This window comes from Streptomyces sp. NPDC002044 (assembly GCF_040296725.1).
Classification (GTDB): domain Bacteria; phylum Actinomycetota; class Actinomycetes; order Streptomycetales; family Streptomycetaceae; genus Streptomyces; species Streptomyces antarcticus.
The window spans coordinates 42301-65680 of the sequence record NZ_JBEOXU010000004.1; the positions used below are offsets into that span (position 1 = coordinate 42301).

22 protein-coding genes are annotated in these 23380 nt (G+C 69.3%); 12 read left to right on the plus strand and 10 right to left on the minus strand.

Annotated elements, in window-relative coordinates:
- Nucleotides 1-55 precede the first annotated feature (55 nt).
- From ABT106_RS01990 to ABT106_RS02010, 5 genes are all read left to right on the plus strand, one after another.
- Nucleotides 56-1882, plus strand: coding sequence for an N-6 DNA methylase (locus tag ABT106_RS01990; RefSeq protein WP_351270874.1), 1827 nt, complete (start codon nt 56-58; stop codon nt 1880-1882).
- Entirely contained in the window at nt 1879-3084 is a 1206-nt protein-coding gene (locus ABT106_RS01995; protein ID WP_351270877.1) for a restriction endonuclease subunit S, read from the plus strand. The genes ABT106_RS01990 and ABT106_RS01995 overlap by 4 nt, the downstream gene beginning before the upstream one ends.
- On the plus strand, nt 3081-6023 hold the full coding sequence (locus ABT106_RS02000) for a type I restriction endonuclease subunit R (RefSeq protein WP_351270880.1): 2943 nt from the start codon (nt 3081-3083) through the stop codon (nt 6021-6023). Before ABT106_RS01995 ends, ABT106_RS02000 begins: the two co-directional genes overlap by 4 nt.
- Nucleotides 6023-6334 (plus strand): M48 metallopeptidase family protein, encoded by a 312-nt coding sequence (locus ABT106_RS02005; RefSeq protein ID WP_351270883.1) that lies wholly within the window; start codon nt 6023-6025, stop codon nt 6332-6334. Before ABT106_RS02000 ends, ABT106_RS02005 begins: the two co-directional genes overlap by 1 nt.
- Before the next feature lie 134 nt (nt 6335-6468).
- A complete protein-coding gene (locus ABT106_RS02010) occupies nt 6469-7854 on the plus strand; it encodes a serine hydrolase domain-containing protein (RefSeq protein WP_351270886.1) in 1386 nt (461 codons plus the stop codon).
- 28 nt (nt 7855-7882) lie between these two features.
- Here ABT106_RS02010 and ABT106_RS02015 read toward each other — a convergent pair whose 3' ends face one another.
- The 3 genes from ABT106_RS02015 to ABT106_RS02025 are packed head-to-tail and all read right to left on the minus strand — an operon-like array spanning nt 7883 to nt 10501.
- On the minus strand, nt 7883-9058 hold the full coding sequence (locus ABT106_RS02015) for a winged helix DNA-binding domain-containing protein (RefSeq protein ID WP_351270888.1): 1176 nt from the start codon (nt 9056-9058) through the stop codon (nt 7883-7885).
- A 58-nt stretch (nt 9059-9116) separates the two neighbouring features.
- Complete coding sequence (locus ABT106_RS02020; RefSeq protein WP_351270891.1) at nt 9117-9578, minus strand: GNAT family N-acetyltransferase; 462 nt, start codon at nt 9576-9578, stop codon at nt 9117-9119.
- Nucleotides 9579-9595: 17 nt separating this feature from the next.
- The gene (locus tag ABT106_RS02025; RefSeq protein ID WP_351270894.1) at nt 9596-10501 is read right to left on the minus strand and encodes a GNAT family N-acetyltransferase; all 906 of its coding nucleotides are present in this window, start codon (nt 10499-10501) and stop codon (nt 9596-9598) included.
- A 139-nt stretch (nt 10502-10640) separates the two neighbouring features.
- Between ABT106_RS02025 and ABT106_RS02030 the strand changes: the two genes are divergently transcribed.
- Together ABT106_RS02030 and ABT106_RS02035 are read left to right on the plus strand one after the other, a co-directional pair.
- The gene (locus tag ABT106_RS02030) at nt 10641-11291 is read left to right on the plus strand and encodes an HAD family hydrolase (RefSeq protein ID WP_351270897.1); all 651 of its coding nucleotides are present in this window, start codon (nt 10641-10643) and stop codon (nt 11289-11291) included.
- Between the two features lie 121 nt (nt 11292-11412).
- A complete protein-coding gene (locus tag ABT106_RS02035) occupies nt 11413-12615 on the plus strand; it encodes a globin domain-containing protein (RefSeq protein ID WP_351270899.1) in 1203 nt (400 codons plus the stop codon).
- A gap of 82 nt (nt 12616-12697) precedes the next feature.
- Here the strand turns inward: ABT106_RS02035 and ABT106_RS02040 are convergent, their stop codons facing one another.
- From ABT106_RS02040 to ABT106_RS02060, 5 genes are all read right to left on the minus strand, one after another.
- The gene (locus tag ABT106_RS02040; RefSeq protein WP_267840580.1) at nt 12698-13177 is read right to left on the minus strand and encodes an NUDIX domain-containing protein; all 480 of its coding nucleotides are present in this window, start codon (nt 13175-13177) and stop codon (nt 12698-12700) included.
- Nucleotides 13178-13237: 60 nt separating this feature from the next.
- The gene (locus ABT106_RS02045) at nt 13238-14143 is read right to left on the minus strand and encodes a LysR family transcriptional regulator (RefSeq protein WP_351270903.1); all 906 of its coding nucleotides are present in this window, start codon (nt 14141-14143) and stop codon (nt 13238-13240) included.
- Nucleotides 14144-14318: 175 nt separating this feature from the next.
- On the minus strand, nt 14319-15467 hold the full coding sequence (locus ABT106_RS02050; protein WP_351270905.1) for a cystathionine gamma-lyase: 1149 nt from the start codon (nt 15465-15467) through the stop codon (nt 14319-14321).
- Complete coding sequence (locus ABT106_RS02055; protein WP_351270908.1) at nt 15464-15955, minus strand: low molecular weight protein-tyrosine-phosphatase; 492 nt, start codon at nt 15953-15955, stop codon at nt 15464-15466. Before ABT106_RS02055 ends, ABT106_RS02050 begins: the two co-directional genes overlap by 4 nt.
- A gap of 11 nt (nt 15956-15966) precedes the next feature.
- A complete protein-coding gene (locus ABT106_RS02060; protein WP_351270911.1) occupies nt 15967-16347 on the minus strand; it encodes a phage holin family protein in 381 nt (126 codons plus the stop codon).
- 89 nt (nt 16348-16436) lie between these two features.
- Here ABT106_RS02060 and ABT106_RS02065 point away from each other — a divergent pair, with 89 nt between their 5' ends.
- The 4 genes from ABT106_RS02065 (at nt 16437) to ABT106_RS02080 (ending at nt 18709) form a co-directional block, all read left to right on the plus strand.
- The gene (locus ABT106_RS02065; protein ID WP_351270914.1) at nt 16437-16754 is read left to right on the plus strand and encodes a cupin domain-containing protein; all 318 of its coding nucleotides are present in this window, start codon (nt 16437-16439) and stop codon (nt 16752-16754) included.
- Nucleotides 16755-16900: 146 nt separating this feature from the next.
- Nucleotides 16901-17125, plus strand: a complete 225-nt coding sequence (locus ABT106_RS02070) for a DUF5326 family protein (RefSeq protein ID WP_351271010.1) — start codon at nt 16901-16903, stop codon at nt 17123-17125.
- 290 nt (nt 17126-17415) lie between these two features.
- Nucleotides 17416-18162, plus strand: coding sequence for an IclR family transcriptional regulator (locus tag ABT106_RS02075; RefSeq protein ID WP_351270917.1), 747 nt, complete (start codon nt 17416-17418; stop codon nt 18160-18162).
- Between the two features lie 97 nt (nt 18163-18259).
- Nucleotides 18260-18709, plus strand: coding sequence for an SsgA family sporulation/cell division regulator (locus ABT106_RS02080; protein ID WP_267721511.1), 450 nt, complete (start codon nt 18260-18262; stop codon nt 18707-18709).
- Nucleotides 18710-18922: 213 nt separating this feature from the next.
- On the opposite strand, the gene ABT106_RS02085 is transcribed toward ABT106_RS02080, so the two are convergent.
- The gene (locus ABT106_RS02085) at nt 18923-20302 is read right to left on the minus strand and encodes a YibE/F family protein (protein WP_502979155.1); all 1380 of its coding nucleotides are present in this window, start codon (nt 20300-20302) and stop codon (nt 18923-18925) included.
- Nucleotides 20303-20516: 214 nt separating this feature from the next.
- Here ABT106_RS02085 and thiC point away from each other — a divergent pair, with 214 nt between their 5' ends.
- Nucleotides 20517-22304: a phosphomethylpyrimidine synthase ThiC gene (gene thiC / locus ABT106_RS02090; protein WP_351270923.1), complete on the plus strand. Its 1788-nt coding sequence runs from the start codon at nt 20517-20519 to the stop codon at nt 22302-22304.
- A gap of 116 nt (nt 22305-22420) precedes the next feature.
- Here the strand turns inward: thiC and ABT106_RS02095 are convergent, their stop codons facing one another.
- A complete protein-coding gene (locus tag ABT106_RS02095) occupies nt 22421-23233 on the minus strand; it encodes a hypothetical protein (protein ID WP_351270925.1) in 813 nt (270 codons plus the stop codon).
- Between the last annotated feature and the right edge of the window lie 147 nt (nt 23234-23380).

Genomic DNA, 23380 nt, shown 5'->3' on the forward strand with positions numbered 1-23380 from the left:
AGCCGCCCTCGTCCCGGATCTTGACTTTGCGATGTCGCATAACAAACATAGCAAAATGACATCTGTGGACGTGCCCGCGACGCTGCGCACCCTCCGGGCCCGCCTCGGCCTCACCCAGGCGGGCCTGGCGGAGCGACTCGGCGTCTCCTTCGCGACCGTCAACCGCTGGGAGGGTGGGAGCAGCAAGCCGCAGAAGGCTCCGATGGCACGCATCCTCGAGGTGGCGGCCGAGGCCGGGATCGACGCCGGCGCCCCGGACGCGACCGCGGTCCCGACAGCCGCCCACCGGCGTGGCCGGGTGGCCGCTGCCAACAGCACCAAGCCCATGGAGCAGATGCTCTGGGACGCCGCTTGCTCCATCCGAGGCGAGAAGGACGCTCCGAAGTTCAAGGACTACCTCCTGCCGTTGCTGTTCCTGAAGCGGCTCTCCGACGTCTTCGACGACGAGATCGCCCGGCTGGCGGAGGAGTTCGGCGACCCTGACGTCGCCTTGGAGATCGCGGAGTCCGACCACGGCCTGCTGCGTTTCTACGTCCCGTCAGAGGCCCGCTGGAGTGTGATCAGCGGGCGCGAGACGTTCGACTGGCCGGTCGATGAGCACGGCCGGTCGACGGCGCCCCGGGACGTCGGGGACCATCTCACCCGGGCGGTGCGCGGCGTGGTGCGCCACAATCCGGATCTGTCGGGTGTCATCGACATCGTCGACTTCGCCGCCGAACGCAACGGTGAGCGGGACATCAACCCGGCCAAGCTGCGCGGGGTCGTCGAAACCTTCTCCGACCCGCGCTACCGCCTCGGCCTGGCGGACGTGCAGCCCGACTTCCTGGGACGGTCCTACGAATACCTCCTGCGGAAGTTCGCCGAGGGCTCCGGCCAGAGCGCCGGCGAGTTCTTCACACCGACCGAGGTCGGCTTCCTGATGGCCAACATCCTCCGGCCGAGGCCGGGAGACACCTGCCACGACTACGCCTGTGGATCAGGAGGGCTCCTGATCAAGTTGCAGCTCGTCGCCAGGGAACTCGACCCGACCGGCAGGGTGCCGCTCAAGATGTACGGCCAGGAGCTCCAGTCCGAGAGCTACGCCGTGGCACGGATGAACACGATCATTCACGACATGGACGTCGACCTGCAGCGCGGCGACACCATGATCACTCCGAGGTTCCGCGATGCCTCCGGCTCTCTGAAGCGCTACGACATCGTGGTGGCCAACCCGATGTGGAATCAGCCCTTCGACCCGGGGCTGTTCACCGACGACCCGTTCGACCGCTTCATGAAGTCGGGTGGCGCCACGTCGGGCAGGGGTGACTGGTCGTGGCTACAGCACACCATCGCCACGATGAACGACGGCGGGCGCGCCGCGGTCGTCCTCGACACCGGTGCGGCCACCCGAGGCTCCGGCGCCAAGAACGAGGACAAGGAACGCAACGTCCGGAAGTGGTTCGTCGAGGGTGACCTGATCGAAGGCGTGATCCTCCTCCCGGAGAACCTCTTCTACAACACGTCGGCCGCGGGCCTGATCATCGTGCTCAACAAGCGCAAGCCGGCCGGCCGCAAGGACAAGGTCGTCCTGATCAACGCCAGCCGCCGCTACGTCAAGGGCAAGCCCAAGAACCACCTCAGTGAGGGGGACATCAAGGAGCTGACCAGGCTCTTCCTCGCGGGTGAGCCCGTCGACGGTGAGGTCGCCGTGGTGGACCGCGCGGACATCGTGGAGGCCGACTACAACCTGAGTCCGGGCAAGTGGGCACGTCCGGCCGATGACCGGGAGCACCGCACCATCGCGGAGCTGCTCGGCGAGCTGCACCTGCTCCACGAGCAGGACAACGAGTCGACCGCCCGGATGCTCGCCGCCCTGCGGCCGCTCGCGGAGGGCAAGGCATGACCGGCAGCTGGCCGACGGAGACCGTCGGAGCGTGCCTGCAGCGGGTCACCCTGCCCCGCGTCAAGGTCCCGACCAGCTCCTACAAGCGGTCGGGCACGTACCCGGTCATCGATCAGAGCCAGGTCGACATCGCGGGCTGGACCGACGACGAAGACGGTGTCATCGACACGCAGTTGCCCCTGATCGTCTTCGGCGACCACTCGCGCACGCTGAAGTACCTCGACACCCCATTCGTCCGGGGAGCCGACGGTACTCAGATCCTCAAGCCGCGTCGGGGCATCGACCCCCTGTTCTTCTTCTACGCCCTTCGCTCGATCAACTTGGAGAGCCGCGGGTACAACCGCCACTTCACGCTTCTGAAGGAGCAGCCGGTACCCGTACCGGACCGGCCCGATCAGCTACGGATCGCCCAGGCGCTGAAGCAGGTCGAGGACGGAATCCGACTCCAGGAGCGAAAGGCCGCCACTCTCAGGGAACTCAAGGACGGCGCTCTCCACGAGCTGTTCGCCCGCAGTGCGCGTGACGAGCCGCAGAAGACGACGGAGTTCGGCCGGGTTCCCGAGGATTGGGTGGTCGAGGAGATCGGTGACTCGCACACCGTGCAGACCGGTGGGACCCCCTCCCGCCGCGACCCGCGGTACTGGGAGGGCGGCACCATTCCGTGGGTGAAGACGGCCGAGGTGTCGTACTCGACGATCACGGAGACCTCTGAACACGTCACGGCTGCCGCCCTGGAAGAAACGAACGTCAAGCTCTTTCCGGCCGGCACGCTGCTGCTCGCCATGTACGGCCAAGGAGTCACGCGCGGAAAGGTCGGCAGGCTCGGGACCGAGGCAGCCTGCAATCAGGCTTGCGCCGCCATCCGCTGTCCTGGCGGGAGCGTCGCCACCGACTATCTCTACTACTTCCTCGAGTGGCAATACGAGAACATCCGCGCCCGGGCACACGGCGGTCAGCAGCAGAACCTCAGCCTCGACATCGTTCGGAGGATTCCGATCGCCTATCCCCGTGACCTGAACCGGCAGCGGGAGATCGCCGACCTGCTCACGACGATCGACCAGAACCGTGCGGTGCAGCGGGCCAAGCTGGAGCTCCTCAGGGAACTGTTCGAGCGCATGCTCCATGACCTGATGACCGGCAGCGTCGCGGTAGGCGATCTGGCCGTCGCCCTTGCTCAGCTGCCCGAAGGGAACGCCGCATGACGATGCTCAAGATCGGCGAGGGGCACAGCGTCCAGTTCCCGATGGTGAAACACGCGGTGGAGATCGGCTGGACGCCCCTGACGCAGCAGGAGGCCGAGGTCAAGCGCCGTGGCCGTGCGAACATGCTGTTCCGCGATGATCTCGAGGCGAAGCTCCTGGAGTTCAACCCGTGGCTGGGAGACATCCAGTCCCGCACCATCGTCGATGCCATCGAGGCGCTGCCACCCACCATCGAGGGCAACAGAGACGTCCTTTCCTGGATCCGCGGCGAGCGCCAGTGGTACGACGAGAAGGAAGAGCGCCACCGTCCGATCCGGGTCGTCGACTTCGATGATCCGGGCAGCAACTCCTTCGTCGTCACGTGGGAATGGAAGATCGAGCCACTGGCGCGCAAGGGAAACCGCGCCGACGTCATGTTCGTGATCAACGGGCTGCCGGTGGCGGTCGTCGAGCACAAGAACCCCAAGGACGGAGGGGCGCTCGACCGGGCCGTGAAGCAGCTGCGTCGCTACCAGCTGGAGACGCCCGAGCTACTGGCCGCACCCCAGCTGTTCAACGTCACGCACCTGATCGACTACTGGTACGGCGTCACCTGGAACGTGAACCGGCGCTTCATCGCCAAGTGGAAGCAGACCGCCGACGAGGAATACCGATTCGCGGTCCAGGCCTTCTTCGAACCGACCGACTTCCTGCGCACCCTGCGGCACTGGATCCTCTTCTACATCGAGGACGGTGAGACGAGGAAATCGGTGCTGCGCGAGCACCAGCGCCGGGCCGTCGACAAGATCGTGGCCCGCTGCGCGGACCCCGAGAAGACCCGTGGCCTCATCTGGCACACGCAGGGCTCCGGGAAGACGTTCACACTGCTCATCGCAGCTCGTCTGGTCCTGGAGGACAAGGCCCGCTTCAGCAACGGCACCGTCATCCTGGTGGTCGACCGCAGTGAGCTCGAGGGTCAGCTGCGAGAGTGGGTAGACCGCCTGCTGGGGGAGATGCGGGCCAATGACATCGCCGTACGCCGGGCCAACTCCAGGGCCGAGCTGCAAGAGCTGCTCGACGCCGACTTCCGCGGCCTGATCATCTCGATGATCCACAAGTTCGAGGAGATCAGGAAGGACACTTCCCCGCGCGGCAACTTCTACGTCTTCATCGACGAAGCGCACCGCTCGGTCGCCAAGGACCTGGGCAGCTACCTCATGGCGGCACTCCCCGGGGCGACGATCATCGGATTCACCGGAACGCCGGTCGGCGACGCCGAGGGCGGTTCGGGTTCCTTCCAGATCTTCGGTGCGCAGGACGAGGACGGCTACCTCGACAAGTACTCCATCCAGGAGTCGATCGAGGACGGTACGACCCTTCCCATCCGGTACATGATGGCGCCGTCCCATATGACCATCCCGGCCGGGCAGCTCGATGAGGAGTTCTTCGCTCTGGCGGAGAGCGAGGACGTCACGGACGTCGAGGAGCTGAACCGGGTCCTCGACCGCGCGGTCGGCATCCGTGCCTTCCTCAGCGCCGACGACCGCGTCGAGCAGGTGGCCGAGTTCGTCGCGCGCCACTTCCGAGAAAACGTCGACCCGCTGCATCACAAGGCATTCCTGGTCGCGGTCGACCGCGAGACCTGCGCCAAGTACAAGGTGGCCCTCGACCGGCACTTGCCGCCGCAGTGGACGGAGGTCGTCTACAGCAGCAATCCCTCGGACTCCGTCGACCGGCCGAAGGTGGCCGAGCTACAGCTCTCGGAGACGCGCGAGCAGGAGGTGCGCAGGGCCTTCAAGAAGACCGCCGAGCAGCCCAGGATCCTCATCGTCACCGACAAGCTGCTCACGGGATACGACGCCCCGGTGCTCTCCTCGATGTACCTCGACAAACCGATGCGGGACCACGTGCTGCTCCAGGCCATTGCCCGGGTCAACCGGCCGTATGTCGACGGCGAGGGCGTTCACAAGCGCGTCGGCCTGGTGGTGGACTTCGTGGGAGTGCTCCGCGAGCTCCGGAAGGCCCTGCGTTTCGATTCCGCCGACATCGACGATTCGATCGAGGACCTGAAGGTCATGATGGAGGACCTCCATCGCCGGATCGGCCGGGCTGCGGAGAGCTATCTCCAGGTCGAAGCACAGGACGGTCCGGACCGGCAATTGGAGAAGGTGGTCTACGGCCGGTTCCTCGACCCCGACGCCCGCAAGACGTTCTTCGACGACTACAAGGACGTGGAGGCGCTCTGGGAGATCCTGTCGCCCGCGGCCGGGTTGCGCGACCACATCGTGACGTACAAGCGCCTCAGCCAGCTCTACGCCGCGGTCAGGAACGCGTACTCGGAGACCGGCGGCTTCCTCGGCGACCTGGAGTACAAAACCCGTCGGCTCATAGAGAGCAGCGCGGAGCAGGCGGGGCTGGGCCGCATCGCCAAGGTCGTCACCTTCGACCTGGCCACCCTGGAGTCACTCAAGGGCGAGGACGGTCCCGAGGAGGGGAAGGTCTACAACCTGCTCCGGGGGCTGCGCAAAGAGATGGACGAGGACCCGGCCAGGGCCGTGGTGCTGCGTGCCCTCAAGGAGCGCGCCGACCAGGTGATCAGGGACCTGGAGGAGCGCAAGACGACCGGCATGGCCGCCATGGACGAGATCGCGGCCCTGGTGGTCGAGAAGGAGGCAACCGGAAAGGCCGCCCGTGACAGCGGCCTGAGCGCTGTCGGCTTCGCCGTCCACTGGCTGCTCGGTCGCGACGAGGCACTCCACGAGGCCGGCCTCGATACGCTGGTCGTGGCTCGGGAGGTGGAGACCCTGCTCGATAAGTTCCCCAACTGGCGGGAGAACTCCGATGAGCAGCGCCGCCTCCGACTGAACCTGTACAAGCCGGTGATCCGGCTTCCTGACGAGCAGCGTCGCAAGGTGGTGGAGCAGATCATGAAGCTCCTCGAACAGACGGTGGGGAGCTGATGTCCTCGCTCTATCCCGACCAGCAGCTCCGGCGTCGCACGATGGCGTGGGCGCTCCGGCTGAGGGTCAATCCGAAGCGCGTGGACATCGCCGAGATGCCCGAGAAGTGGGGCTCGTGCACCAGCGACGGCGTGGTGGCCTTCGCGGACGAGCTGGCCGAAGCCGACAGAGCCTTCCAGGATTTCGTCATCGTTCACGAGCTGCTGCATCTGCGCTATCGCACGCACGGCAAGCGATTCCACGCCATGATGTCGGCGTTCGTTCCGAACTGGCGCGAGCTGGAGCACAAGAGCCGTCACTCGAGCCCGTGACTGCGAGTGCCCGCGAGTGCCCGCGAGTGGCTGCGGCGATGAGCGCCTGAAGTCTGCGGCTGTCCGAGACCAGCAGAAGAATCGCTGGTCACCCACGTCACGTCATGACACTGAACCGGAGAAACCGCACGATCATGGATGAGCTTTCTGAGGACCTGGATCTTCTTCCTGCCACCCGGCGCGCGCTCAGCCACCGGATCGCCGTCGCGCAGAGCGAAGGCCGCGCCCCCTCTGTGGCGGCCGCCGTCGCGCGGGGCGGGGTGGTCCTCTGGGAGGGCTCGCGGACGTCCGTCCCCGGCCACGGCCCGGACGGGAACGTCCAGTACCGGATCGGTTCCCTCAGCAAGACGTTCACGGCGGTCCTCGTGATGCGGCTGCGGGACGAAGGGCTGCTGGACCTCGCCGATCCCCTGGAGAAGCACCTGCCCGGGACCAGGGCCGGTGAGGTGACGATCGCCCAGCTGCTCGCCCACACCGGCGGCCTGGCCGCGGAGACACCCGGCGAGTGGTGGGAGCGTACGCCCGGATCGGCGCGGCCGGAGCTGGCCGACGTCCTGGGCGAGGAGCCGTTCCGGCACGCGCCGGGGCGCCGGTTCCACTACTCGAACACGGGTTACACGCTGCTGGGCTCGCTCGTCGAGGCGCTGCGCGGGAAGCCGTGGGAGGAGGTGTTGCGGGCCGAGGTGCTGGAGCCGCTCGGACTGGACCGTACGAGCGGGGCGCCGCAGGCCCCCCACGCCGGCGGCTGGGCGGTGCACCCGTGGGCGGACGTGATGATGCCGGAGCCGCTGGAGGACCTCGGGCTGATGGCGGCGGCCGGTCAGCTGTGGTCGACCACACGGGACTTGGCACGGTTCGCCGGATTCCTGCTGCGGGGCGACGAGCGGGTGCTCAGTGAGCGGACCGTCCGGGAGATGCGTACGCCGGCCTCGCCCCCGGAGCCGGGCATCGCCGAGTCCGGTTACGGGCTGGGTGTGCAGCTGACGGTCGACGGCGGGCGTCGCCTGGCGGGCCACGGGGGTTCGCTGCCGGGGTTCCTCGCGGCGCTGTGGGTGAGCGAGGCGGACGACGTGGCGGCGGTGGTGCTGGCGAACTGCACGTCGGGCCTGCCGACCTCGGCGGTGGCCGCGGAGCTGGTGGCGATCGTGGCGGCCGCGGAGCCGCGGTTCCCGGAGCCGTGGCAGCCGTTCCGCGAGGCCGACCCGGTGGCGCTGGAGCTGTGCGGGCCCTGGTACTGGGGTACATCGGCCCACGTGGTGCGGCTGAAGGCGGACGGGGCGCTGGAGCTGGGGCCGGTCGGGGCCACCGGGCGGGCGGCGCGCTTCCGGGCGGAGGCGGACGGCAGCTGGACGGGGCTGTCCGGCTATTACGCGGGCGAGACGCTGCGGGCGGTGCGGCGCGGGGACGGGTCGGTCGGCCACCTCGATCTCGCGTCGTTCGTGTTCACGCGGGAGCCGTACGACGCCCAGGCCCCGGTGCCCGGCGGGGTGGACCCGCAGGGCTGGCGGGGCATCGGCTGACGGTCCCGGCCGGGACGCGGACCCCCGGTCAGGCGGCCAGTTCGCGTTCCAGGGGCGTGCGCATGCGCGGGGTGATGCGGGCGTCGCCCACCCACGCGGCCAGACGTGTGGCCTCCGCGGTGATCGCCGCCTCGGCGGCCCGGCCGGGGTCGCCCAGCAGCCGCCAGGCGATCCGGCCGTCGGGCCGCTGGGCCCAGCCGCCGACGATCTCACCGTTCCACCAGACGGTGGGGCCGATGTTGCCGGCGTAGTCGAAGAGGGCGGGCCGGTGGGCGGGATCGAGGTGGAAGCCCCGGTCCGCCCAGCCCATGCTGCTGGGATCGAGGGCCGGCAACAGGGCCGCCCAGGGTTCCGGGGCCGGTTCGGCGCCGGTGTCGCCGGGACTCACCAGCGCCGTGGTGCCGTCGTCGAGACGGACCTGGTCGGTGCCGGCGGCGGCGAGGGCCGCGCGGACATCGGTCAGACTCCAGCCGGTCCACCACTTGAGGTCGGCCTCGGTGGCCGGACCGTACGCCTGGAGCCACCGTCGGGCGATCTCGGCGCGCGCCTCCGCCACGGGTACGGCGGGCCAGGGATCGGCAGGGACCCAGCGGTACTGGCTGGAGGTCCACGAGCCGCGCGGCCGGTCGCGCCGGATCCTGCCGTCGGCGGCCAGCAACCGGATGACCCGGGTGGCGACGCCGGTCTGCGCCTCGTACCGCTTGCCGTGGTCGGTGGTGATCTTCTGGCGCAAGGTGGGCACGGCGGCCGACAGCTGGCTTCCCGTGGAGGGGCCGCCGGCTTCGAGGGCGTCGAGTGCGGCGCTCTCCGCCCCGGCCAGCCAGTCGGCGTCGAGTCCCTGGCCGTCCACGGCCAGTTGCCTGAGGAAGGACCGGCGCTCCTTGGCCGCGATGCCACGGGCGGTGGATGCGTCGACGTGCGGGGCCAGACCGGTGGAGACCACGAAGAGCGTGTTGCGCATGCTGAGCAACCGCACGAGGCTGACGTCCTCGTAGAGCGCCCGCTCGATGGCGTCGGGGCCGCAGTCGATCAGCCGGGCCCGGGCGGAGAGGAAGACCGTCGCGGCGTCCGTGGCGTGCAGGGCGACCACGGCGTCAGCCGCCTGGACCACCGCCGAGCCCCGGGCCGAGGGTGCCAGCCGGTGGCGCCGGCCGAGCCGGTGTCGTCGCTCGGAGGTGCTGATGAGGGGAAGGCGTGCGCTCATCCTCCGGATCCTAGGCCGGGCCGCCGACAGGAGGCCCGGCCCGCCGACGCGGTGCGCCTCAAAGGGAGAGCTTGAACCCGACGTGCGAAGCCGTGAAACCGAGCCGCTCGTAGAAGCGGTGGGCGTCGGTCCGCGTCGCGTCCGAGGTCAGCTGGACGAGGACGCAGCCCTCCGCCCGGGACTGCTCCACGGCCCATTCGATGAACAGGGTCCCGAGACCGCTGCCGCGCTCGTCGGCGTGCACCCGGACCCCTTCGATGATGGAGCGGGTGGCGGCCCTGCGGGAGAGGCCACGGACGATCGTGAGCTGGAGGGTGCCCACGACGCGGTCCGCTCGAACAGCGACGACGACGTGCTGGTTCGGATCCTCGGAGAGGTGCTTGAGGGCCCTCAGGTACGGGGTGAGGTCGTCGGGGGATTCACGTGTGGCGCCCAGGGGGTCGTCGGCGAGCATGGCGACGACGGCGGGCAGGTCGGCCTCGGTGGCCGGGCGGATGGTCAGCTCGGAGGCATCGGTCATCGTGGTGTGTTCCTCTCTCAGCCCGCGGCGACGGTGAGCGGCGCCCATCGCCGGGTCCAGTCACCGGGCAAGCCGGGGATGTCGCGGGTCATGACGGCGTTGAAGGCCACGGATTCCAGGCCGCGTTCCTTCAGCCAGCCGATGAACTCCTGGTGCCGTACGTCGACATCGGTGCGCAGCGGTCGGTCGGTACCCGTGGCCAGCGCGGTGACCAAGGCCCGGGCGGTACCGGTGTCACGGGCGATCAGCGGGCCGATGACGTGGGTCTCCATGTTGGGCCAGGCCGCGGCATACCCGCTGAGCGTGCCGTCCGTGTCCTCGGCGACGACCAGGCGGTCCGCGAAGGCCGGCAGCCGGGTGATCATGTGCGTGCGGTCGGTGCCGAAGACCTCGGCGTCCAGCCGCAGGATGCGCGAGAGGTCCTCGGCGCGCGCCGGGCGGACGCCGGGTGGGCTCGACGGGCCGGGAGCATCCTCGTGCCGGAAGGTCCCGCGGAGCATCTCGGCGCGGCCCGTGGTGTCGAAGCCGAGATCCTCGTAGAGGGGGCGGCCCAAAGGGGTGGCGTGCAGGGTGAGCGGCACGCCCTTGAATACGTCGTCGCACACGTGCTTCATCAGGCGGCGGCCCAGCCCCTGGCGGGCGTAGCGGCCGGCGACGAGGACCATTCCGACAGCGGCGAGTTCGGGTTGCCCGTTCGCGTGGCCGTACCCGGTGACCACGCAGGCGGCGGCGAGCCCCTGCCCGTCCGGGGCATCGACGCCGTAGCCGGTCCCGGCCGCGAGCAGCAGTCTCCACTTGTGGTCCTCGCGGGGCCAGCCGCGGTCCTCGGACAGGTCGGCGCACCGGCGGAGGTCGTCCGCGGCCAGCGCTCGGATCGGTAGTTCGGTGAGATGTGGTGGTGTCACCGACTCAGACTGGATCATCAGTCGCCCACCGTCCAGAGGATTCGTGAGGTCGGTGTTTCACGTGAAACACGAACCGAATGTTTCACGTGAAACCGCTCGCTTGTTTCACGTGAAACACGCTGTTTCGCGGGAATCGGAACGGCTAATCTCGATGGTTATGACCACCCTGCACCTCTTCGACCTCGACGGAACCCTGATGTACGGCTCCGCGGCGCCGGTCGAGATCTCCCGCCAGCTCGGAGTGAGTGCCGAGATCGCGGAACTGGAGCGGTCCTTCAGTGCGCTGGAGATCGGACCGCACGACTTCTCGGTGGCCGCCCATGCGCTGTGGGCCGGGTTGACGCCCGCGCACGTCCGGGCGGCGTTCGACGGGTCCCCCTGGCTGGCCGGTATCCGGGACGTGTGGCGCGAGATCCGGGAACGCGGCGACTACTGCGCGGTCATCTCGCTGTCCCCTTCCTTTTTCGTCGAGCTCCTGCTGGAGTGGGGCGCGCATGCCGCGCACGGCTCCGTCTTCCCCGAGGTGCCGTTCACCCGGCCCGTGGAGGTGGCCGGCATCCTCACCCCCGAGGCCAAGGTCACCGTGGCGGACCGGCTGTGCACCCGGTTCGGCGTGACCCGGGGCGACTGCGTCGCGTACGGGGATTCGATTACCGATTCCGTGCTCTTCGAAGTGGTTCCGGTCTCGGTGGCGGTCAATGCGCGGCCCTATCTCGCGGAGCGCGCGACCCATGTCTACGAGGGCAGGGACCTCCGGGAGGCATACCAGCTTGTAGGGGCTGCACGCCCGGGAGTTGAGGCATCTTAAGGGGACAGTGGGCTCGAAACGCAGATTTTCCGCATTTCCCCGCAGGGCTCAAGGCCGGCTGGCACGCTGTGAATCCCGGAACCACGGATGCACAGCCCGTGGCGTGTGCAGACCGACCGAGATGCTCGAAGCGAGGCACCGCATGGACGCTCCGCCCACCAGATCGGCCAGACGGGACACGGCCCCGATACCCTCCGGGGCCGGTACGAGCGAGCCCTCGCCGGATGCCGTGCTCATCCGCAGGACCCTCGGGGAGATCGGACCCGTCGCCGACAAGGTGACCTCGTACTTCTACGCCCTGGTGTTCATCGGGCACCCGGAGTTGCGGAGTCTCTTCCCCGCGGCCATGGACGTACAGCGCGACCGGTTGCTGAAGGCTCTGCTGACGGCCGCCGAGCACATCGACAACCCGGATGTGCTCGTCCCGTACCTGCGCGCGCTGGGCACCGGTCACCGCAAGTACGGCACGATGCCGGGCCACTACCCGGCGGTGGGCGAGGCCCTCGTCGGGGCGCTGGCGCGGTACGCGGAGGCGACGTGGGGGCCGGAGACGGAGGCCGCCTGGGTCCGGGCGTACACAGCGATCTCCCAGATCATGATCGACGCGGCGGCCGAGGACGCGGCCCCGGCCTGGTGGCACGCGGAGGTGGTCTCCCACGATCTGCGCACCCCGGACATCGCGGTGCTGACGGTCCGCCCCGACCAGCCGTACGCCTTTCTGGCCGGCCAGTACACGAGCCTGGAGACCCCGTGGTGGCCGCGGGTGTGGCGGCACTACTCCTTCGCCTCGGCGCCGCGCTCGGACGGGCTGCTCTCCTTCCACGTCAAGGCCGTCCCCGCGGGCTGGGTCTCCAACGCGCTGGTACGCCATGCCCGCCCGGGCGACGTACTGCGCCTCGGGCCGCCGTCCGGGTCGATGGTGGTCGACCACACCACGGACAACGGGATGCTCTGTCTGGGCGGCGGAACCGGAATCGCACCGATCAAGGCGCTGATCGAGGACGTGGCCGAGCACGGCGAACGGCGCCCGATGGAGGTGTTCTTCGGCGCGCGCAGCGACAGCGACCTGTACGACAAGGACACGTTGCTCGGCCTGCAGCGTTCCCACCCGTGGTTGTCGGTGCGTCCGGTGGTCGGCGACGGGCTGGCCGGGCAACTGCCGCAGGCGATCGGCCCGCACGGGCCGTGGAGCTCGTACGACGCGTTCGTATCGGGCCCTCCCGCGATGATTCGCAGCGGGGTCGACGAACTCAAGCGGATCGGGATCCCCGACGAGCGGATCCGTCACGACGCGGTGGAGGAACTGGCCGGCGTCGCCGGCTGAGAAAGGCGGGGAGTCCGCCGGTCTCAGCCGGTGACTGAGCGGCCGGCCCGCGACGTGAGCGGCCGGGCGGGCGGGGTGGAGGTCAGCCCAGGTCGGCGGCGTGCATGGCGCGTACGCCCTCGATATTGCCGTCGAGATAGTGCCGGAGGGACAGCGGGACGAGATGGACGGCTGCGATGCCGACCCGGCTGAAGGGCACGCGGACGATCTCGTACTCGCCCGCGGGCTCGTCGATCTCGGGGCCGTGCCGTTGGCTGGGGTCCATCGATTCGAGGTGGCAGACGAAGAAGTGCTGCACCTTTACGCCGGTCACTCCACGCTCGGCGATGTGCTCGACCGTGTCGACGAAGCAGGGCACCACATCGGTGATCTTCGCGCCGAGTTCTTCGTGTACCTCTCGGTGGAGGGCATCGACGACGGTGGCGTCCGAGGGTTCGACTCCCCCGCCGGGGGTGAGCCAGTACGGATCGACGCCGGGCTTGGTGCGCTTGATGAGGATCAGGTCGTCACCGTCGAGCAGGATCGCGCGGGCGGTGCGTTTGACCACGGGACGTTCGGTCATGGGAGAAGAGTGGCCCATGGCTCCGCTTCTGAAACGCGCCACGGCCGGATCAATACGGGTTCACCAGCGCGCGGCGGCGTGCAGCAGGCTGTCGTGGGCTCGCGCGAGGTGGGCGAGGGCGAGGCTGCCGGCCCGCACGACCAGGAACCAGGTGCGCAGCGGAGGGACCGCGGGCTCGGGCAGGGCCACGATCCTCCCGGAGTCGAGGGCGCCCTGACACAGGTACCGGGGGAGGACGGCGAGCCCCGCGCCGGCTCTGACGCACTCCAGGACCGCCCGCAGGTCGGGCGCGACCACGGTGGCCGCGGGGAGTCTGGCATCGGGCACGGTGTCGAAGACGGCGGCCCAGTAGCGGGTGACGAGCGGCAGGGACTCGTGGACCTCGACCAGGGGGATGCCGTCGAGCGCCGCGGCGCCGTCGGCGCGCAGCCGTTCCGGGTCGACGAAGGCGGCCCAGTAGGGGGCTGCGACCAGGACGTGCTCCTCGTCGCACAGGGCGGTCACGTTGAAGAGCTCCCCGCGGGGCTGGGCGGTGGTGACGACGAGGTCGTGATGGCCGGAGGCCAGCCCGTCGAGGGTCTCCTCTGCCCCGCTCCGGAAGGTGGTGCGCAGGGAGTGGCCCCGCCCGACGAGGGGCGCGAGGGCCGGGAGCACGCGCAGGCTCAGGAACTCGGGCGGTCCCGCGAGGTGGAGGGTGCGCAGCGCGCCCGCGGCCTCCTGTTCGGCTTCGGTGATACGCAGCAGGGCGTCGAGGTGGGGAGCTGCCTTGTGAGCCAGTTCGTCACCTATCGCGGTGGGCGTGACACCACGGGCACGGCGGTGGAACAGGGGTCGCCCGAGCTGTCGTTCGAGCGTGCGGATCTGTGAGGTGACGGCGGGCTGTGACAGTCCGAGAAGCGCTGCGGCCCGGGTGAAGGAGCCGGCCCGGTGGACGGCGACGAAGGTGCGCAGTAGGGCCAGGTCCACGGCGGCACCTCTCGCTGGGGGCCTACAACTATAAATTTCCGGATAGGCACCTGTCGTTACCGTGATTGGACTCTGACGAAGAGTCAACTAGCCTTGTCACGTGGTTCTTCGCGCGCGGAACCCGGGGCGGTCCGAGCCACTAGGGGGGAGGCTCGGACCGCCCTCCCTCACATCTTCAGCTCCCGCCACCTGCGAGGACCAGGGCCCGCAGGACGTCCGCGACCAGGTCCGGGGTGTCCTCGGCCCCGGCGGAGAACCGGATGAACCCCTCCGGCACGGCGTCGCCGCCCCACCGCCCGCGCCGCTCGGCCGTGGACCGTACTCCACCGAAACTCGTGGCGTCCTCAACCAGGCGCAGAGCCGCCATGAAGCGTTCCGCGTGCCCGCGGTCGGGAAGCGTGAAGGAGACCACCGAGCCGAAGCCCCGCATCTGGCGGGCCGCCGTCGTATGGGACGGGTCCGTGGCCAGGCCCGGGTAGCGCAGTCCGGTCACGTCGGCGTGCCCGGCGAGTGCCTCGGCGACGGCCAGCGCGTTCTCCCATTGGCGGTGCGTGCGCAGCTGGATGGTGGCCAGGGAGCGGTGAGCCAGCCAGGCCTCCATCGGGCCGGGAACGGCACCGACGATCTTCCGCCACTTCCGGACGCGCGCGGCGAGTTCCGGGTCGCGGCAGACGACGTACCCGAGGAGCAGGTCGCCGTGGCCGGTGAGGCCCTTGGTACCGCTGGCCACGGAGAAATCCGCGCCGAGCTCCAAGGGTCGCTGGCCGAGCGGGGTGGCGAGGGTGTTGTCGACGGCGACCAGGGTGCCGTCGGCGTGTGCGGCGTCCGCGAGGCGGCGTACGTCGCAGACGTCGAGCCCGGGGTTGGACGGGGTCTCGATCCACAGCAGCCGGGCGCCGTGGAGGGCCTCGAGCTGCGCGTCCCCGCCGGTCGGAGCGGTGCGTACGAGGATGCCGTACGCCTGCAGTTGCTCCCGCAGCAGCGGGAGCGCCTGGTATCCGTCATCGGGCAGGACGACGGTGTCCCCGGTGTGCGCGTGGGAAAGCAGGACGGCGGAGACCGCCGCCATCCCGGACGCGAAGACGATGGTGTGCACGTTCTGGCCGGGCGCCTCCAGTTCCCCGATGGCCTGCTCCAGCAGGGTCCAGGTGGGGTTGGTGTCGCGGCCGTAGGTGTACGGCCCCTCGACGTCGCCGGGCAGGTGGAAGTGCGCGGCGAAGACCGGCCCGGGGAGGGTCGGCTCGTTCTTGACGGGCTCGGGCAGTCCGGCGCGTACGGCGATCGTGCCGTCGCCCAGGTGCTGGTCCCGGTCGTGGTCGTTCACTCGGTGTGCTCCTTCACGGCGCCGCGCACGGCGGCCAGCAGGCCCGGGCTCGCCGCCTCGAGCAGGGTCAGGCACTCCTCGAATCCGTCGAGGGAGCCGTAGTAGGGGTCCGGTACGTCGGTGTCCCGGGCCGCGGCCGCGGGGTCGTAGGACCGCAGCAGCCGGACCTTGGCCGCGTCCTCGGGAGTGGGCGCGAGCGCCCGGAGGTCCCTCAGGTGCGCGGAGTCGAGCGCGATGACGAGGTCGAGGCGGGCGAACCAGGAGGACCGGAACTGCCGGGCCCGGTGGTCTTGCGCGTATCCGGCGGTCTCCAGGACGGACACGGTGCGCGGGTCGGCGCCGTCGCCCTCGTGCCAGCCGCCGGTGCCGGCGCTGTCCACCTCCACCAGGCCGTCGAGCCCGGCCTCGGCGACGCGGGCGCGGAAGACCGCCTCGGCCATGGGCGAGCGGCAGATGTTGCCCGTGCAGACGAAGCAGACGCGGTACATGGGCGGCCGGCTCAGTTCTTGTCGGGCAGGAGCATGTTCACGGCCCAGGAGACGACGGAGATGATGAGGCCGCCGAGGACCGCGGTCCAGAAGCCCTCGACGTGGAAGCTCAGGTCGAGCTGCTTGGCCAGCCATGAGGTCAGGAGCAGCATCAGAGCGTTCACGACGAGGGTGAACAGGCCCAGGGTGACCACGAACAGCGGCAGCGAGAGCAGCTTCACCACGGGCTTGACGATGAAGTTGACCAGTCCGAAGACGAGGGCGACCAGGATGAGGGTGAGGGTCCGCCGGCCGAGGCTGCTGCCGTCGTCCAGAGTGATGTCCGCAAGGAGCCAGATGGCGACGGCCAGTGCCGCCGCGTTGGCGAGCGTCTTGACTACGAAATTCGTCATGTGTCTGATCGTTGCAGAGAAGATCCCGGCGGGACATCCGCAGATCAGCGGATGCGACGGCGTGACTGACCACAAGGGGCACGAGGACGATGAAGGCCTTCCGGCTGGACGAGCTCGAAGCGGAGCGGGCTGCCAATGACGGCGCCTATCTGCAGTTTCTGCATGAGCGGAACATGTCGGTCGGGCTGTACGCGCTCGACGCGGGGCGAAGCGACCCGCAGACGCCGCACCGTCAGGACGAGGTGTACTTCGTCGTGAGCGGCAGGGCCTCGATCACGGTCGGGGAGGAGACGACGACGGTGGCGCGCGGCAGCGTCGTCTATGTGCCCGCGGGAGTGCCGCACAAGTTCCACCACATCGCGGAGGACCTGCGGGTGATGGTGGTGTTCTCCCCGCCTGAAAGCTGAGCGGACCGGTCCGCTCAGGGTCGCGCCCCTGATCCCCCTAGGGGGCGGATCAGGGGACTCCGGGGGCTTACGGACCCCCGCCGGGGTCGTCGGACTCCTAGCATCGAGTGCAGGAAGTCAGGGACGAGGAAGAAGAGGTCGAGGACATGGACGGCATCCGAGAGACGTTCGCAGGCATGCCCTGGTGGGTTAAGTGGGTCGCGGTTCCGCTGCTGGTGCTGTTCGTCTTCGGCGGTGTGATCACCAGCGTCCTCGGCGCGCTGATCGGCATCGTGTTCAAGCTGCTCCTCTTCGCCGCCCTCGTCGGCGGTCTCGTCTTCGTGGTCAAGAAGGTCGGCGGCGGGTCCAAGTCCTCCTCCCGGGAGTGGTAGGAGGACCGGGCCCGGGCCCGGGGCGTTCCGGGATTGAGCCAGGTGAGGGAACGTAAGACTCGAAACCGCTCACACCCCGGGAATCGGCGGATAGAGTGGCAATCTGTGCCGCTCCCTGGGCACCCGTAAAGCCGGTGGCACCGCTCTGACCAGCGGTGACGCGAAGCATTCGCCGAGCACGACCCCAGGAGCCACGCGGCGCGCGCGGGGGCGGCCCCCGCAGGGTGGGTCTCCCCGGAAGCCCGCCGCCACGCCTGGGGGTGACCTTGTCTTCGGTTCACAACGGCGGTGTGCCGACGCTGATCGGTTCGGTGCAGCGAGCGCTGAGACTGCTCGAGGCCGTGGGGTCCCACAGCGGGGGAGCCCCGGCGAAACAGCTGGCGCGCGAGGCCGGACTTCCGCTGCCGACCGCGTACCACCTGCTGCGCACCCTGACGCACGAGGGTTATCTGCGCCGGGAAAGCGGGGTCTTCGTGCTCGGCGACGCGGCAGCGCGACTGGCCCGCGGCGGACTCCAGCAGAAACGTCGCAGCATGATCCTCGACTCCCTCGCGCACTTCCGCGACGCGGTCGGTGCTCCCGTCTACTTCGCGGTCTACCGCGAGGGTGAGATCGAGGTCGTGGGAGTCTCGGACACCCCGGCCAGCCCGGCGTGCGAGGAGTGGGCCGACTTCCGCGCGACGGGCCACGCGCACGCCATCGGCCAGTGCCTGCTCGGTCAGCTCGACGAGAGGTCGCGCAAGGACTACTACGACCGCCACCCGGTCGAGGCCATCACCCCGTACACCGTGCAGGATCTGCGCTCCCTGGAGCAACGGATCGGATCCCTCGAACGGATGCAGCCCGTTACTGAGCGTCAGGAATACTCCCTCGGCACCGTGTGCGCAGCCATCCCGATCACGGCGGGCGATGCGGCCGCGACGATGGCCATTTCTCTCCCTCTGCACCAGGAAAGTCAATTGCTGTCTGCAATCGATCGACTACGGAGTGAAGTAGGCGCGCTGTTGAGCACCCTCTCGTTCTCTATCAGTATCTGAAAACTCACTCCTTGTGATCTGCAAGCGCTTCCACCACTCTTGTCAAGAGGGCCCTGGGGGACCATTCCTGGCCACTTCCACAACAGCGGGGTAGGCAATGCGCGAGTCGGTACAGGCAGAGGTCATGATGAACTTCCTCGTTTCCGAGGAGCTCTCGTTCCGGATTCCGGTGGAACTCCGGTACGACGCTCGTGATCCCTACGCAGTTCGCCTTACCTTCCACCTTCCCGGAGACGCGCCCGTGACCTGGGCGTTCGGCCGGGAGCTTCTCCTCGACGGCATCAACAAGCCCTGTGGTGAAGGCGATGTGCACATCGCGCCCTCCGAACCGGAGGAGCTGTCCGACGTTCACATCCGGCTACAGGTCGGCGGCGACCGGGCGTTGTTCCGCGCGAGTGCGGCGCCGCTCGTCGCGTTTCTCGACCGCACCGACCGGCTTGTTCCGCTCGGTCAGGAGAGGAATCTGGGTGATTTCGAGGAGCACCTCGACGAGGCGCTCGGCAAGATCCTGTCCGAGTCGCGGCAGAACGAGCAGAACGCCGGCTGAGGTGAGGGCGTAGGACCGTGCGACGGTGACTGACAGTCAACGGATGAGGGTGTGGATCGGCCCACGGCCGGTTTCACGCGAAACCTGACCCCACCGGGCCGGCGTCGCGAGGGATCCGGCCCGCGCCCGCCCGCACCCGCCCGCGCCCGCCCGCACCCGCCCGCGGCCGCCCGCACCAGGGCCCGCCCGCGCCCGTCCGTCTCCGCCCCGTCGTCAGCGCTTACGCCGCCGGCCCCGGCCGCCGCGCCCCGGCCCCGGGGTGGGTCCGGCGGCCGGTGATCCCGGGCGGTCGGCCGAGACGACCAGGGCGGCGAGCGCCGTCGTCACCGGGACCGAGGCCACGAGCCCGATCGAGCCCACGAGCGTCCGTACGATCTCCGCCGCGACCAGCTCGCTGTTGGCCACGGAGCCCATGCTGCTGTTCGCGATCGAGAACAGCAGGAGCAGGGGCAGCGCGGCACCGGCGTAGGCCAGCACCAGGGTGTTGACGACCGATGCGATGTGGTCGCGACCGATCCGGATGGCCGCCCGATAGATGCCTCGCGGCCCCATCGACGGGTCGGCCTGGTGCAGTTCCCAGACGGCGGAGGTCTGGGTGACGGTCACGTCGTCGAGCACGCCCAGCGATCCGATGATCACGCCCGCGAGCAGCAAACCGCTCATGTCGATGTCCGGGTAGAGCCCGTGGATCAGACCGGTGTTGTCGTCGGTGTTGCCGCTGAGGAAGGCCCAGTCGATGAACACCGAGCCCAACAGACCGATCAGCAGCAGGGAAACGAGGGTGCCGAGGACGGCGACCGAGGTCCGGGCGGTCAGGCCGTGGCACATGTACAGCCCGATGAGCATGATCGCGCTCGCTCCCACGATCGCCACGACCAGCGGGTTCGAGCCCTGGAGGATGGCGGGGAGGATGAAGAGGGTCAGCACCCCGAAGCTGATGACCAGCGCGATCAGTGCGAACAGCCCTCGCATCCGGCCGACGAGGACGACCGCGACCGCGAAGATCCCGGCCAGCACCGCCATCGGGAATTTCCGGTTGACGTCGATCACCGAGTACTGGAGGTCGCGCGGGGCGTCCGGCGCGTACGCGACGACCACCTCCTGGCCGTCCGCCAACTGCCGTGGCGCGCCCGGCTGGACGATCTCCACGAAGGTCCGGCCCTTGTCCGGGCCGGTGGTGACCTCGACGGTGGCCTTCTTGCACTCGCCGGTCTCCGCGGCCTGCGCCTCGCGGCCCGTCGGCGTGGACGTGTCACCGGTCGACGGAACCTGTGAGGCGTTCACGGATTTGCAGTCGACGCGCGCCAGCGAGACGACCTGACCCTGCTGGGTCTGCCGGTCGAAGCCGACCCCCGTGCGCTCGTGGCCGGGTGCGCCTCCCGGCCAGAGCACCACCAGGCCGACGAGGACAGCGGTGGCGAAGGGGATCAGCACGGCCGCGATGACCTTGCGCAGGTGCTTCGAGACGGGGGCCGCCGGGCCGTGACTGTGGCTGTGCGCATGACCGGATGGGGCTTCGTGGCCTGCGTGCGCGTGGCCTGCGTGGCCGGCGGGGTCTGTGGGCTCGGTGGGGGGCTGCGGCGAGGACGTCACCGGCTGATCATCGCAAGAGATGAGGGGGCCCACTGTTCAGCACGCCACAGATGACGCTAGCGTGGGGGCACCTTTGCACAACGCGGGAGCTCGGAGCACCGGGCTGAGAGGACGCTGATCACCGTACGCGCGCATCATCCATGCGTACGGAAAGAGGCTGCGTCGACCGCCGAACCTGTTACCGGGTAATGCCGGCGTAGGGAGATCAGGTCTCATGACCATTCAGGACGCACGCACGCCTGCCCTCAGCCAGGGCGACGACGACCGGACCGAGCGCCAGCCCGGCTGGCACAAGGGCTACGTGGCGGGCTCCCGCCCCGACATCCGGGTGCCGGTCCGTCAGGTCCACCTCACCAACGGCAAGGACGTGACGCTCTATGACACGTCCGGTCCGTACACCGACCCGCAGATCGAGACGGACGTCCGCCGGGGCCTCGCCCCGCTGCGCGAGAACTGGATCATCTCGCGCGGAGACACCGAGGAGTACGCGGGACGCCCCGCGCGCCCCGAGGACGACGGGATCAAGCACACCTCGCCGCGCGGGGGCCTCAAGAACCTCGACGCGGTGTTCCCGGGCCGCCCCCGTCAGCCCCGCCGGGGTCGCGGCGGCGTCGCCGTCACACAGCTCGCGTACGCCCGCCGCGGTGAGATCACCCCGGAGATGGAGTACGTGGCGATCCGCGAGAACGTCTCCCCCGAGGTGGTCCGCGAGGAGATCGCGGCGGGCCGCGCGGTGCTGCCGGTGAACGTGAACCACCCCGAGATCGAGCCGATGATCATCGGCAAGCGGTTCCTGGTGAAGGTCAACGCCAACATCGGCAACTCCGCGGTCACCTCCTCGATCGAGGAGGAGGTCGACAAGATGACCTGGGCGACCAAGTGGGGCGCCGACACGGTCATGGACCTCTCGACCGGCCGCAACATCCACACCACGCGCGAGTGGGTGCTGCGGAACTCTCCCGTCCCGATCGGCACCGTGCCGCTCTACCAGGCGCTTGAGAAGGTCGACGGTCGTGCCGAGGACCTGACCTGGGAGATCTACAAGGACACGGTCATCGAGCAGGCCGAGCAGGGCGTCGACTACATGACGGTCCACGCCGGCGTACTGCTCCCGTACGTGCCGCTGACCGCCCGCCGCAAGACCGGCATCGTCTCGCGCGGAGGCTCGATCATGGCCGCGTGGTGCCTGGCGCACCACAAGGAGAACTTCCTCTACACGAACTTCGAGGAGCTCTGCGACATCCTCGCGACGTACGACGTCACGTACTCGCTGGGTGACGGTCTGCGGCCCGGGTCCATCGCGGACGCCAACGACGCGGCGCAGTTCGCCGAGCTCAAGACGCTGGGTGAGCTGAACACGATCGCCAAGCGGCACAACGTCCAGACCATGATCGAGGGTCCGGGCCACGTCCCGATGCACAAGATCAAGGAGAACATCGACCTCCAACAGGAGATCTGCGAAGAGGCGCCGTTCTACACGCTCGGCCCGCTGACGACCGATGTGGCGCCCGCCTACGATCACATCACCTCGGGCATCGGCGCCGCGATGATCGCCTGGTGGGGCACCGCGATGCTCTGCTACGTCACCCCCAAGGAGCACCTGGGCCTGCCCAACCGGGACGACGTGAAGACCGGTGTCATCACGTACAAGATCGCCGCGCACGCGGCGGACCTGGCCAAGGGCCACCCCGGAGCCCAGGAGTGGGACGACGCGCTGTCGGACGCCCGGTTCGAGTTCCGGTGGGAGGACCAGTTCAACCTGGCCCTCGACCCGGACACGGCACGTGAGTTCCACGACGAGACCCTCCCCGCCGAGCCGGCCAAGACCGCGCACTTCTGCTCCATGTGCGGTCCCAAGTTCTGCTCCATGAAGATCTCGCAGGACATCCGCCGACAGCACGGCGGGGACCTCAAGGCCGACGAGATCCAGGCGGGCATGGCGGAGAAGTCCGCGGAGTTCGCGGCCGCCGGTAACCGTGTCTACCTGCCGCTCGCCGACTGACGCACCCGCAGAAGGTGCCGCCCCAGGGCTCTTCAGGCGGGCGGGCGCCGTCCCCTCCGGGCCTCCGTTTCACGTGAAACAGAGGCGTGGTGGGGACGGCCCGCGGGGCGGACGCGTCACTTCGGGTCGTGTTCCGGTCCGCCGAAGTCCGGGCTCGTGAAGTCCGGCGGTGAATAGCCGGGCGGGGGACCCTCGGACGGGGCGCCCGGACTGGTGAAATCGGGAGCCGTGTAGCCGAGGCTGGGGATCCGGCTGCCGCGCCCGCGCGGAGGCGGGAAGCCCGGACCCGCGCTCGGGTCGGCCAGCGCGTCCCTCAGGAACGGCATGATGCCGCGCTCCAGCAGGGCGTGGCGCCAGGCCTCGCGCGCCCGGGCTACCTCGTCGGGCACCGCCTCGGACTCGTCGGCCACCACCTCGGTCGAACTGTTGCGGACAGCCGTCACCAGCAGGCCGATCACGGCGCACACCAGGCCGGCCACGGTGAGCGCGCCGAAGAGCCAGCCGGCCGTCAGCATGGTCTTGGCGAAGGCGGGTTCGGGCTCGATCATCTTCAGGCTGTAGCCCACGAGCAGGAAGATCAGCATCGCGGTGCCCGCCAGCACCGGCGCGAGGACCGCTATGACGGCGCCCGCTCCCGCGCCGTCGCCGCCTTGCCCGCCGTTCTCCTCACCCGACGACCCCGGGGTGGACAGGAGCTCGTCGCGCCGCTCCCCGCGGACCTTCACGTAGTGGTCGTACTCGGCCGCTGCCGCGGCCGACAGGAGCGCACTGGCCCCCATGGCCATGGTGCGCAGTTGTTCGGCGTTCAGCCGCTCGCCGAGGGTGGCGAGCTCGGGACGCTCGGGCGCTGTGCGAAGCGCCTCTTCGAGGAGGCGATCGAATTCCGGTCGGTCTTCGGTCAGCAGGTGCGGAGCGCTGGTCATGTGCATCCCCCGATGCTCCGTAGAAGCCGGTATGCCCGCGTAGACCCGGGCGCCGGCACAAACGGAGGAGAGCCTGCTACGGATAGAGCGATGGTAGAGCGCGCACGCCACCGGTTGACAGTGGCTTTCCGGAAATAGCCTGCCTCGGTAACA